12 protein-coding genes are annotated in these 12,648 nt (G+C 58.3%); 9 read left to right on the top strand and 3 right to left on the bottom strand.

Going from position 1 to position 12,648, the window contains the following annotated elements:
- Positions 1–252: 252 nt before the first annotated feature.
- From BPRO_RS26730 to BPRO_RS26705, 7 genes are all read left to right on the top strand, one after another.
- Positions 253–1,029: a DUF4942 domain-containing protein gene (locus BPRO_RS26730; protein WP_157046062.1), complete on the top strand. Its 777-nt coding sequence runs from the start codon at positions 253–255 to the stop codon at positions 1,027–1,029.
- Positions 1,030–1,252: 223 nt separating this feature from the next.
- Positions 1,253–2,962 (top strand): PRTRC system ParB family protein, encoded by a 1,710-nt coding sequence (locus tag BPRO_RS26725; RefSeq protein ID WP_011486176.1) that lies wholly within the window; start codon positions 1,253–1,255, stop codon positions 2,960–2,962.
- A gap of 53 nt (positions 2,963–3,015) precedes the next feature.
- Complete coding sequence (locus BPRO_RS26720) at positions 3,016–3,510, top strand: PRTRC system protein E (RefSeq protein WP_011486175.1); 495 nt, start codon at positions 3,016–3,018, stop codon at positions 3,508–3,510.
- Between the two features lie 135 nt (positions 3,511–3,645).
- Positions 3,646–4,068: a hypothetical protein gene (locus tag BPRO_RS26715; protein WP_011486174.1), complete on the top strand. Its 423-nt coding sequence runs from the start codon at positions 3,646–3,648 to the stop codon at positions 4,066–4,068.
- Positions 4,069–4,348: 280 nt separating this feature from the next.
- Complete coding sequence (locus tag BPRO_RS26710; RefSeq protein ID WP_011486173.1) at positions 4,349–4,786, top strand: hypothetical protein; 438 nt, start codon at positions 4,349–4,351, stop codon at positions 4,784–4,786.
- A 39-nt stretch (positions 4,787–4,825) separates the two neighbouring features.
- Positions 4,826–4,978 (top strand): hypothetical protein, encoded by a 153-nt coding sequence (locus BPRO_RS29990; protein ID WP_157046060.1) that lies wholly within the window; start codon positions 4,826–4,828, stop codon positions 4,976–4,978.
- Between the two features lie 328 nt (positions 4,979–5,306).
- Positions 5,307–7,133, top strand: coding sequence for a phosphoadenosine phosphosulfate reductase family protein (locus BPRO_RS26705; RefSeq protein WP_011486172.1), 1,827 nt, complete (start codon positions 5,307–5,309; stop codon positions 7,131–7,133).
- A gap of 48 nt (positions 7,134–7,181) precedes the next feature.
- Here BPRO_RS26705 and BPRO_RS26700 read toward each other — a convergent pair whose 3' ends face one another.
- On the bottom strand, positions 7,182–8,786 hold the full coding sequence (locus BPRO_RS26700; RefSeq protein WP_011486171.1) for a DUF2779 domain-containing protein: 1,605 nt from the start codon (positions 8,784–8,786) through the stop codon (positions 7,182–7,184).
- Between the two features lie 369 nt (positions 8,787–9,155).
- Here BPRO_RS26700 and BPRO_RS26695 point away from each other — a divergent pair, with 369 nt between their 5' ends.
- Together BPRO_RS26695 and BPRO_RS26690 are read left to right on the top strand one after the other, a co-directional pair.
- Complete coding sequence (locus BPRO_RS26695) at positions 9,156–9,539, top strand: hypothetical protein (RefSeq protein ID WP_041390629.1); 384 nt, start codon at positions 9,156–9,158, stop codon at positions 9,537–9,539.
- Positions 9,540–9,541: 2 nt separating this feature from the next.
- A complete protein-coding gene (locus BPRO_RS26690; RefSeq protein WP_011486169.1) occupies positions 9,542–10,069 on the top strand; it encodes a hypothetical protein in 528 nt (175 codons plus the stop codon).
- Between the two features lie 141 nt (positions 10,070–10,210).
- Here BPRO_RS26690 and BPRO_RS26685 read toward each other — a convergent pair whose 3' ends face one another.
- On the bottom strand, positions 10,211–11,512 hold the full coding sequence (locus tag BPRO_RS26685; RefSeq protein ID WP_011486168.1) for a homoserine dehydrogenase: 1,302 nt from the start codon (positions 11,510–11,512) through the stop codon (positions 10,211–10,213).
- Positions 11,513–11,680: 168 nt separating this feature from the next.
- Positions 11,681–12,175, bottom strand: a complete 495-nt coding sequence (locus BPRO_RS26680; RefSeq protein ID WP_011486167.1) for a pyridoxamine 5'-phosphate oxidase family protein — start codon at positions 12,173–12,175, stop codon at positions 11,681–11,683.
- Positions 12,176–12,648: the final 473 nt, after the last annotated feature.

Here is a 12,648-nt window from a genome sequence, read left to right as displayed (position 1 = left end):
GAGCCCAACTTGCGGGGCAAGCCTGTGGATTTGTGGACGATGCGCGTGCCGCGCACCGGGGCACTTGCCGTGGACAACTCTTCGAGTTTCCCACCGCGCACCCCTTCGACCACAAGCTCCACAGGCTCCTACCAACCATTTTTAAAAGGAGCAAATGACCCAGAAAAGCATCCCCAAACACCCACTTCAAACCCCATAATCTGACCGTCCTGCCTGGAGCAGTTTGACTGGCCATAAGTGGAGCAGTTTGGGGTGGCCATCGGGGCCTCGATGGGCGAGATCTACCAGGACATGGTTTGTGACCTCTTCGACACGATCATCGAGAGATCCAGTGACAACGTGGTGTTCTACCGCTCATGGAAGTCAAACCAAAAACATCGAATAGGTGTGCGGATCCGCAAGACCAGGTTCATCATTCCGAGGTTTAGCGTCTCGTCTTATGGCGGTTCGCTCGACTATGAGTCTGAGCACTTCCTGTCGGACATCGACAAGGTCTTTGGCTATCTCCATGGGATCACGGAGGCCTACGACGGGCTCGTCGACGGCTTCAAACGAAACAACGTGCTAACGGGTGACCGCGTGGCGACCAAGTTCTTTGACTTCAGATACTACAAAGGCGCAGGGACGATTCATTTCTATCCCAAGTCCGAAGAGGTAGTTGAGAAGATCAACTTGTTTGTGGGCCGTCTCCGTCGCTGGATCCCTGGCGATTTTTCTGAGGCGAATCAAGACTTCAAGACCCAGTACGACAAGGGTGAGGCCTTCACCAAGGACTACATGGACCTCTATAAAAAGAGCGCCCGGACCTCCTACGGGTGGGACCGGCCGGCCCTGAAGGTGCTCCGAGAGGTCAAGGGGTTGGACGTTGACGGATCGGAGTTGGATCGCATGGAAGCGGCGATTGACGCCGTGCACGATGAGCAGGGCCTTCGATGTGGCCCGGCTTTAGCCGGACCAGGGCAGTCTGACATCCGTCAAATTGCCCACGAACCGACTGATTCAGGGCAGTTCCTCCTGCTCGCAGCGTAGAAGCAGTCGTTCTCATGTCACTCAAGCCACCATCCCTCAAAGGATGGTGGCTTTTTTTGCCCAACTCGCGCCATACCCGCGCTTATTTTCTTGATTTCCGCCTATGAAAATCGAGCCGAAGTGGTATATTTGGCCCATCGCAAGATCCGTAACTGGTCGGTCAACTAGTCTGAATCGCTTAACCGCGACTTATCCCGAAAGGGAAAAATCTTTTGGAGTTTTTATGGTGGAAACCATCGACAAACCTTCCGACGTGAAGAAAGGTCGGCTCGCGCATGTGCCTCTGACATGCATCGTGATGGGGAGCAACCCGCGCACCCATTTCGACGACCAGGAGCAGTTCGAGCTCAACGCGACTGTCAAAGCGCTCGGCGTCATGACCGCAGTCATCCTCCGAGACCTCGGAGATGGCCTTTACCAGCTCGTCGCCGGCGAGCGTCGCTATCACGCCGCAAAGCTGGCCTTTGGTGAGGATTACGAAATCCCCGCCAACATCTTCGACATGGACGACATGGACGAAGCCGCAGCCCTCGTAGCCGCACTCGTCGAGAACATCGCCCGAGCAGGCATGAGCGCTGCCGAAGAGGCCCGAGGCTGTGCAAAGTTGCTGGCCGAATTTGCCGGCGACCGAAACGAAGTCGCGCGCCACATGGGCCTCAAGCCTGAGGTTGTTGCGCGAAGGCTCGCCCTGATGAACGCCAGTGACAACGTACTGGACGCGTTGACAAAGCGCGTCATCAAGCTCGGGCACGCCGAGCTTCTCGCCGCGGCCCCAAAGGCTGCGCAGGATGGAGCGCTAGCCAAGCTGCTCGCGATGCCCAGCGTTCCTTCGGTGGAAACACTCAAGGAAGGCCTGATCAAGATCGCGCGCCCTCTGGCCACGGCCTGTTTCGACAAGTCGGAATGCCTGGCATGCCCGAACAACTCGGACACGCAGCGCGCAATGTTCAGCGAGGCAATCGACTCGGGCAACTGCACCAACGGTGAATGCTTCACAGCAAAGACCGAAGTCATCCTCCTTGAGACGAAGGCGTCCTTGGCTGAGAACTATCCGCGAGTGGAAATCGTCCGCGAGGGCGACAACTACTCCGTGATCAAACTGGTTGTTGAAGGCCCCAAGGGCGTCGGCGAGGATCAGGGTAAGGCCTGTTTGGGTTGCGCGAATTTCGGCGCAGCTGTCAGCGCGATTCCTGGCAAGGAAGGCAAGGTGTACGAGCAGCAGTGCTTTGACACAGGTTGCAATACGCGAATGGTAGCGAAGCACTCCAAGGCTACGGCCGCAGCTGCTGCCGAAGCGGCAGAGGCATCCTCCGCCGACAGCTCCGCAGCCAAGAAAGGTTCACAGCCCGCCAAGAAGGGCGCCAAGGTGAAACCGAAGACCAAAGCGAAGGCATCTGCCGTCTCTGCAGGCGTGGTTGAGTTCCGCAAGAAGGTGTGGCGCACAGCGCTCCGCACCGAGCTGCAGACAGGCGCACGCAAAAGCATCCAAATGCTTATCGCAATCTGCCTCGCAGACTCTGCACGGCAGATTCAAAGCTCCGACATCGACCTGACACCTGTGCCAGGCCTGAATGGGAAGTCGGTGTTCGAGGCGATTCAAGCCATGAACAAGGCCGAAGGCGCCCATATCTCCGCAACTGTCGCGAGCATCGCGTTCACGGCGCTCGATTCGCTGGACAACCGGCACGTCACTGACGCGCTGAAGGCCTTCGAAGTTGACCTGGCCAAAACCTTCGCCATCGATGAGGCATATCTCAAGCTTCTCACCAAGTCAGAGATCACGGCCGTCGCCAAGGAGGTCGGTCTTGAAACGGCGTTCGGCAAGGACTTCGGCAAGCTCATGCTGGGCAAGAAAGACGACGCCATCAAAAGCTTGCTTTCTGTCAAGGACTTCAACTTTCACGTTGTTCCTGGCCAGTTGGCCTATCAGTAAATCCAGCTGCGTTCGGGGATCAAACCTCGACCGCCGCAAACTTTGGAAAAAACATGCTCAAAGCAATCGAACGACTGGCCTTGCAATGCAATGTGGTCAACATTCTCGTGAAGGCCAACGCCGGCGAGCTCAGCCTGACCTTCGTCCCAACCCTCAAGGAGGGCGGCGACCCAGCGCTGGCCAAGCCATTCACCCTGCACGGCACCGTGGAGGACCTGGAGGCGAAACTGCCTGAGGCGATGGCGCAGATCGCCTGCGCTCGAGCTTCGTTGGCCGAACAGGTGGAGGCGACAACCGCAGTCCTGGAGATCGCGCGGAAGACTTCCGCCGACAAGGGCAGCAATGCCTTGAAGGGAAAGCCAGCCAAGCCAACCGCTGGGAAAGCCTCCGCGGCGGCTGGCACCGCATCCGACCCGGATGACACGGCCGACGACGAAACCGGCGACGACTCCCCGTCCGCTCCTGCGGCTGCTCCGGCAGCGGCGGCGGCTCCCGCTCAAACCGGGACTCCTGTGTCCACAGGAATGGATCTCTTCAGCAAAGACTGAGGAGAACCTAAGAAGCACCTACAAGGTGCTTCCCAAAGCCGTCCAGGGCTTTGGGAAGCATCCTGAGAAATCAGGGAACTCCAGCTGCAACAGCAGCCTAACGTGGCGAAAGCCATACGACATCAAGGAACTGAAGTGAAACTCTCATTTACCTTTTATACCGGCCAACCCGGGAAAGCGACCAGGGCTCCAGCAACCGCAACTGCGGAGCTCAGTCTCACGACATCACGCCTGCAAAACTTCCGCGCGTTGCGCAACATTGCGATTGAGAAGAACTTGGCAAGCGTCGAGATCTATGTGCATGGCGTCAATTGGGTAGGCCCCACGCCGACACTCGAAACTGGCGACTTCATCGTCTGTGCCAAGCGAGGCATTGCTCTCAAGGCATTCTCGCCGGCTACCCACGGCTCCGCGGCGATACAAAGCCATTGGGTCGACTGGGAAACCCTCAGCATGGACTTGCTGGCCCTCATGGAAGAGGACGATGACGACGCTGTCTTTGCTGGCAGCCCGCCTCACCCTTCGGCCTGCGCCGATGTTGCTCAAGTAGCGATCTAAGACAGGCCGTCCCTTCGGGGGCGGCTTTTCTCTGATACGATTCGGCCAACTGCCTCAGCAGTCGTGTGCGGCGCCACTCGTCAACAGTCCCGCCCATAGGTCCAACAGACCTAGACTCTCTCACCTGGCCAAGCGCCATCGCGCAAGCGAACCACAGAATTCCACAACAGACCCTTTGAGCCTGGATCAATTCAGCCTCAAGGCGTTTCTACGCATGTGAATTCACAGCTCAAGCTGTAATCGGAGATGCCCGCCGCATCCAGCACCGTAAGGAGCATCTATGGCCTCAAAAACCATCGGGTACCTTGCGGCATTAGCCCCCGCCTGCGCTTGCGCGCTTGCGGGATTCGTTGTTGAGGTAGTCCCAGCAATCAGCAGAGCCTTTCAGAGGCTCTATGCGTCTCCGCAGAAACTCGAATGGTTGAAAGAAATCATTTCACATTCGTCCTTCTACGGCACCGCGATCGGAGGTGTCCTTGGTTACAACCATGGCTCATCTGCGATGTACGCTGTCGCAGTGCTTTGGTTTGTGTCCTTGCATAGTTTCACCTTCGCGCTGGCCAGCCAGCTCGAGGAGCTGGAGCGTGAAGAGGAGCAAATTGAAAAGGTAAGGTTCAGGAAGATGGCTGGCATGGTCCGGTCAATCCTCCGCGACGAACTTTCCAAGACTGCCTCCAAAGTTGGAGTGACAACGCAAGTTGAAAAGCTTGCGCTGTAGCCATACAATCAAGGCATCAAGGTTATGGGAAATTTCAACGTGGACAATCCCCTCATCATTGCGGTCAACGTGATTATGGTGCTCGGCATTCTGCTGGCACTGTGCGCGATACCGTTTATGAAGAAAGAGACCCGCAAACTGCATGAGAAGAACCTGGCACGCAGCAGGTTTCTCAACGACGAAGGCTTCTAGCCGCAATTCCAGTCACCTGGAAACCCCAACGCCCACCAGTCAAACGGTGGGCGTTGTCATTTCTGCTTGCCCAGTCACGACGCCGGCGCCGCCGCGTCACGTTGCAAGCCGCTTTGCCACCTCGTATACTGACGACTTCGGAGCAATCCTTACGCCAGCTGGGCGCGCCAGCCAGACCAGTCACCCAGTGACTGATTCCTCCTCACCCTTTTGGGCGAGCACCACTTAGAAAGCTTCACATGAAGTGCAATCGATACTTCCTGTCCGGGCACGGACCGGGAACATGCAAACGCGGCCGTGTCGCGAAACCAGCGCGGGGAGATAGGTCATGCAAGTGATCGAGATGTTTTCCCAACCTGAGATGGCGGCATCACTGCTCACCATCGAAGATAAGGTGCGGCTCGCCACGGCCGCTATAACAAAGATCCTTGAAGAAGGGCGGCCCCTGGTGGTCGCATTTTCATCGGGCAAGGACAGCTCAACTCTGGCAAATCTCTCTTTGAACGCAGCTAAGCAATTCGCGCTTCGAGGCGGCACTCCGATGGTGCTTGTGTCTACTGGCGACACCCTCGTCGAGAATCCTGAGCTTGTGCACCACTACGCTGCGGAGCACAGGAAGATGGAAACGTTTGGAAAGAAGAACGGGTTCAACCTGATCACTCAGGTGGCGCGCCCAACCTTGGCATCAACGTTCCAGGTCAAGATCCTCTCCGGCCGTGGAATCCCAAGTTTTGCCGGGGGGAGCTCAGACTGTAGCGTTGACCTCAAAACACAAAATATGGCGTCATTTAGAGCAAAGCTGTTCAGGAGCCTCGCAAGCGAGAACCTACCTGAGGCGGTCACCGTCATCGGCAACCGGTTTGACGAAAGCACCATTCGCGCTATGCGCATGAAGGTTCGTGGCGATCGGGCAGACGAAGCAGTTCGAAACAAGGACGGCGCGCTGGTGCTTTGTCCCATAGCGACGTGGAGCGAAGACGACGTGTGGGAATACATCGGCCTTTGTGCATCGGACTTGCTCGAAACCTATTCCGACTTTCAGGAGATGCGGCGCATTTATGGCGCATCAATGGGTACATCCTGCGCGGTGGTTGCCGACGCCCTCTATGAGGGTACCAAGCGACCAAAGAGCAGTGGTTGCGGTGCACGCCTGGGATGCTGGACTTGCCTCAAAGCCGAAGACAAGTCCTTGGCCAACATGATTGAATTTGAGCCTCGGTATGAGTACGCTCGTGGCCTGAACAGGTTCAACAAGTTCCTGCGCGCAACCAGGTGGGACTGGAGCCGTCGGCACTGGGTCGGAAGGACCATCAGGGAAGGCTGGATCAGTATTCAGCCTGACACCTACCACCCGACCATGATCCGCGAGCTGTTTCGCTACATGCTACAGCTGGACAAGGATGAGCAGGACCGCGCGAGGCGGGCAGGGGAGCGAAGGATGTTCGAAATTCTTCCCCTTGAGATGATTATTGCGATCGACGCTCTTCAGTCGCTCAATGGTCTTGCAAAGCCTTTTCAGTGCTGGGCAGACTACCGCGACATTCATCATCGCAACGTGAGGTACGACATCCCTGATGTCGAGCCAACGCCAATGACGACTATCCCGGACGCGAAGTTCCTCTTCGTGGGCAAGGAATGGGACACGGCGTCTCACGGTGCAACGTGGGCAGGCCTGCGCGATCCTTTCATCGAGGCGATGACTGCGGACAGCCCATGCGCACCGACGATGCGCCTCAACAAGAACGGCGACCCGATCTGGAAAGTCGAGACGGGGAGCACGTTCGGCGTCAACTTCGAGTCTGCCTGCATGATTGAGGACTTCGAGATGGACAGAATTCTCGCGAAGTACGACCGTGGGAACTTCATTTCGGGGGTGACCGAGGCATACAAGTGGTACAGCCAATACGGTGTCCTGGAACTTGCACACTCGCAGAACCTGGAACACGATGAGTTCTGCCGGCGGACTGACCACAAGGAACGGTTAGGGCTCACGCTGGACTACGAAGTAGCTGAGCTACTTGCCCGGTCGGTAGATTTCTCGGACCTACCTGAAGAAGCTCGCAAAGCCTGGAGTTTCAAAGCAACGAGCTCATCGGCTCAGACCGACTTTTGGTCGACGACAACTCGCGGAGTACCTGAATTCGAGACCGCGTGACAACCTTCGCATAAGCCCGGCCGCCAGTATTGGCGGGCCGGGCTTTTTTTATGCGGCCACCGCGATTCTCAGCGCCGGTGTGACAGCTGACATGTCCGTCGCAGGCCGTGCCGGCGGGAGGCGGCGTGCGAGGAAGTAGGCGATGACCACCATTGCCCAGGTATCTTGTTCGCAGTACAGGGTCAGCTTTTGGGCCAGGTCCAGCTTTCTGTCCTGGGGGACTCCCTGTCCAAAAGCCGCCTCAAGGTACGCCAGCTGAGCACCGACACCTTCCTGAACCTCGTCGAGGTTGCCGTAGTCCAACCTCGGGGCCATCGCCTTCAAGACCTTCTTGATTGAGAAGCTGCCTTCCATAACTGGGTGATAGTAGAACTCCTTCACGATGGGCAACAGGTCCACCAGACGCTCTACAAGGCCCGCCATGGCCGCTGCGTGAGCCGGGTGGCGCTTACCCAGCTCCTCGAGCCTACCTTTTTCATAAGTGGCGAAATAGACAAGGATGCAGCCGCGGTCATCCTTGATAGCTCGCAACAGCGCGTCAATGCAATCGGCTGAGGGATCCGCTCCCGACAGATCGAGGAATGAAATATGCTCCAACGGGCCCGACGGCACTTGCTGAATGTGCAGGGAAAACTGCACTGGTATCTGTTCGTAGGGGCGCACACCCTCCCACACGGGGATCGGAAGATCAATCCCCTCGAAATCGAGGAAATACCGTGGGTAGGGAAGCGCGTCAATCACTTCTCGCGCCTTCGGGCTCAGAATGGCCTTGCCCTGCTTGTGCGCAGTCTGGATCCGGCGGTAAAGCTCCGTTTTCTGCGGGTGGCAACCGACCAGCATCGACGGCTCGGGGTCCAGCAAGGACGAATAGCCAGCGGCTGCCAGTTTCTTGGCCAGCGCCTTGCCCCCGATATCCGGCAGCAACGTCAGCGGATGCTTCGGAGGATCAGGTTCAAGGGTTTTGCAGGTGTCAGCGAATGGGCATTCGTGCGGCTTGTTGCATTGCTTGCCGATCTTGGCAATGGGGATCACCTTCGCGGCAAGCGTAGCGCGCGCGCCGGCCACCCAGCCTGGGACCATTGAAACTCGCTGGGCGATCAAATCCGTCACGTCATACGGCTTAAAAATGCCGCTGTAGTCGCCTGCACCAGGATAGCGCCATTGCCCGTCCAATAGGTTGAGCTCCGCGCGCCCCATGCTGAGCCCGGCCTGCTCCATCGTCCACACCTGAATGGCGACATCGTCGAGATGGTGCGCCTCTGGCTTGCCAGGCGTAACCTTGTCATCCTTAAGCGGGAAAGTGCTGGCCTTAGTTTCCTGCAGTGCATGTTGATTCGAGGTCATTGGCAGCAGCGCATCCGCGCGGGCGTAGACGTCTCCGAACACCAACGGGAACTCGACGGCAGGAAGACCTGGCCTGGCCGTCAACTCAGCCCGGGCCAAGGTGAACGCCACGGCTTTGTCTTCACTGGAAGCAGGCCAAATGAGGTCTGGGCCCAACGCCTCGCGCGCAAGCGCACCTACTGCCTCGCCGTCCTTTTCTCTGCGGCCGTCACTTGCCTTCTTTGGTGTAACGGCCGTGTCGCCGTTGTGCTCCAGCCAGAGCCTCCGGGGGCATTGCAAATAGGACTGAATGTCGGTTTTGGAAATCATGCAATCAGTTTGCAAGATGTCCGCGAAACTTCAAGCCACGCAACCTAGAAATGCTACTATGCGCTCGACGTGGCGTTCCCTCGCCCGTCACCTCCCTCTGGCGCAAGCCAGCTCAACCCGACCATCGTGTCGGGTTTTTTTTGATCTCCGCACTGGCACGCCCAGGTCGTAGGTGGTCGAGGCGGCTTAGAAATCTGTGGCTTGCGGCCGGCGGGGCGAACGCTCAGACCTTTGGGAGGGTATCCGTGGCTTCGTTGGTTTCCGCGCCATCGCAGAAGCTGTTGAAAGCGGCCTGCTTTGAGGCCTCATTCAACGAAGCGTTACCAATCAAGGCTATCGGACTATCGACCAGATCTGGACGAGACTTATTTGCGGGCGGCCCAGGTGGTGCATAACCAGCCGTGGTTTGTCGTAAAGATTCTTCAAACCGTCGTGTCCGAGGACGAAGAGGAAACCAAAATGCATCGGACCATGCTGTTTTCGGGCATTGGAGATGTTGATGACTTCATGCGCTACAAGAGCGGCGAGGTCTTTATCGTCGATGCAGCCTTCATTGTCACGCCGGCTCATATGAACGGCACTAATGGTTGGAAAATGGACCGCCTTTCTGCGGTGTGGGTTGCAAAGGAGCCGCGGGCGCCGACACAGGTCGCGCAGATCTATGAGACCTGTGAGGGCGTCAGCTATGGCATCTCAGCGCTTGAAACACCGGTCGAAGAGCTTCTCAACAAGACGCTTCGAATGACCTTCTAAACATGCCGGCGCACGACATCAAATCGGGTGCGGCACTGAGGAAACTGTTCCCCTACATGTTTGACAAGCCCAACACCGGCTTTAGCTTCTACCGTGGCTGGATGCTCATTACGGCGAAGTGTTGCATCGAAATTGACCATCTTCTCGGCGAAAACCGTGAGCTTTTCCATTGGGTCCAGATTAAGGAGAAATATGGGGCGGCTCGTCTCTATTACTCCTTCGCAGACCAGACCGCGATCCGTCTGGACGCACGACTACCCGACGCCATGCTGCAGGCCTGGGAATTCCCGGCCGGCAACATGCCATTGGGCGCCGCAATCGGGCGGTTGGTGGCTGCTGCTGAGAAGGCGACTGCAGAAACTTGCATGATCTGCGGCTGCGCTGCGCAGCCGCAGCGGTATGAGAACTATTTTTTGACGCTATGCGCCAATCATCATCCCCAGAGCTTTCATTCACTGGAAGAGCATCCCGCCAACTATGTGCTGCGGATCGCCGACGCCGATTTTCCAGTCTCCAATGGCGCCAAATAGCGTCCCGTTTGATGTCTACAACACCGAGGTGTTCCTTGAGCCTGGCATTCATCAGGGGCGATATTCACCTCCATATAACCACCTCGCCAGCTTCTGATTGCTGGCCATCGCTAGCCAGCGGCTCCGCCGAGGCAGTCATAGTCAGCATCCGCAGTCACCCAGAACTGGATAGATCACGACCGTGTGGCCAGGGCCTGCAGCCTGTTGGAGATAGGGCAACATATCTCGGAGTTGGCCGCTAGAGATGTCGTGCGTGATCACGATCAGGTCCGACAACCCATCGAGTCCCTGATCTTGCAGCAGCGAGTTGATCGACACGTTGGCATCAGCTAGGACCGTGCTGACCTTGGCCAGCGCGCCGGCCTTGTCGTCCAGGCGCAGCCGGATGTAGAACGCACCGACGCGATCGTTGCAGTAGCGGACCTCGGTCTGCCCGGTCCCACGAGGCCGGAACCCCATGTTGTGGCCGCCGCCCGCACCGTTCGGACCGCCGCGATTGGCCAGCTCAAGCAGGTCGGCCAGCACGGCACTGGAGGTCTGCCGGCCCCCGGCACCCGAGCCGTAGAGGAAGGCCGGACCCAGCAGGTCACCCTGCAGGGAGATGCCGTTCATTGAGCCGCCGACCCGCGCCAGCATCGACCGGTCGGGCACCAGGGTGGGCTGCACGCTGATGGCTATGCCACCCGACTCCAGTCTGGCCTGCGCGATCAGTTTGACCTGGTGGGCGAGTCGCTTGGCGAATTCGATGTCGACCTGGTCGATCTCCGCAATACCCTTGAACTCGACCGCACTGAAGTTGATGGGTACGTCGAAGGCGAGCGAAGCCAGGAGCGTGAGCTTGTGCGCCGCATCCTCGCCATTCACGTCCAGCGTGGGGTCTGCTTCCGCGTAGCCCTTGCGCTGCGCGTCGGCGACAGCGGTCGCGAAGTCGACGCCGTGCTCGCTCATCTGGGACAGCACGTAGTTCGACGTGCCGTTCAGGATGCCGATGATGGACGAGATCCGGTTGGCGGCCGCCGACTCGCGGAGCGTTTTGATGATGGGGATCGAAACAGCCACGGCACCCTCGAAGAGCACGCTGCACCCGGCTTGATCCGCCATCTGCATGATCTCCTCGCCGTGTTGGGCCAGGAGTGCCTTGTTGGCCGTGATGACGTGCTTGCTGTTGGACAAGGCCCGGAGTACGAGCTCACGCCCCAGCTTCACGTTGCCCATGAGTTCGAGGACCACGTCGATCTGAGGATCGTCCACCACTGCCCAGCAGTCATCGGACACGACGCAGCCGCCAGGCACGCGCCCCTGCGCGCGTGAAGGCGTGCGCGTGGCAACCCGCACGAACTCGATGGGGGTTTCCGTCTTGGATCGGATGAGATCCTGATTGGTGGTGAAGGCCTCGATCGTTGCTGCGGCAACGTTGCCAAAACCTAATATCCCTACTTTCATGTACTTCCTTGTGAGTGGACGGATGACTTGTCCGGCGGCTTGCCGCTGTGGCCGGCTGCCGGCGAAGCGATGTGCTGAAGTTGTTCTGAGATTGTTCAGGCGCATCGGTGCTTGTTGCGCTGTCGGCATGTGACTTGAGTGTTAGCCCGCTATCAGACCCAGCCGGGATCAATCATTGGAGCGCCACAAGCCGTCCATCATGCGAGGATAGGTCACGGGTCGAAAGGACGTGAACGTGATGTCCCTCACATGCGTGAAGTTTGACCAGAGCAGGCGGCTGCCTTTCAGCCAACGCACGGGCCCAATGCGCCGCGCGATCTCCTGCAATTCGTCGGGTGTGGCCAGTCGCAGTGCGCTCACCGTTCCGTTTAGGCGCACGCCTGGCGGCGTGGTGAAGCGACCCAGCAGGAACGACCAGAACCAGCGGCCTGTATCAATTGCCATCAGGCAAACCCGCGGATCAGCGTCGAGGTTCCGGGCCAGCGCTTCGGTGTGCGCGTCGAAATAGAAGCCTGTACCGTCTCCACGCAGGAAGACCGTCCCTATCGGCGTGACGTGGGGTGACCCGTCTGGATTGACAGAACCCATCGAGCAATAGAGGGTTGAACGCTGGCCGCGCGCGACGACACGGCAGATTTCTTTCCAATGCGCTTTGATAAGCATCTATTGTGTCCAGACAGGTTTTTTGCGGGTATTCAGGAACCTCAATTTAACATCTGTGCCAGCGTCATCGGTGGGTTTTGGGCGTCTGCCCTCCGGTCACTGGGCGCTATCTGCGCGGCTGGCAGCCGCTGCGACTGGGCCTTGCATCCTGGCCCCATCCGGGTCACGCTCCCATGGCGCGCTAAGCGCCTTTGGCGCGTTTTGCATCGAGGAATTCTTCAGGAACTCCCTACCTGACTGAGCAGCTGGGCCAGAAAGCAGGCCGCGAAGATGAACCCGATGCCCTGAGCCTTGGCTTTCAGGGTCTCGCCCCAACTGCGGCCGATTACCAGGCTGTCACCATGTAGGCCCCAAGCAATGCCAGCACTGCGGCGCCTACTACCTGCCACCCCGCGCCAGGAAGTTGATGTGTGTAGCTCACCGGCAAGTACCAAGTGAAAAGCCAAGCCAGCGCGCCGGCAGGGTAGAAGGGG

The organism is Polaromonas sp. JS666, assembly GCF_000013865.1.
In the GTDB taxonomy this organism is placed as follows: Bacteria; Pseudomonadota; Gammaproteobacteria; order Burkholderiales; family Burkholderiaceae_C; genus Polaromonas.
This window is presented reverse-complemented; position numbering and strand designations above follow the sequence as displayed.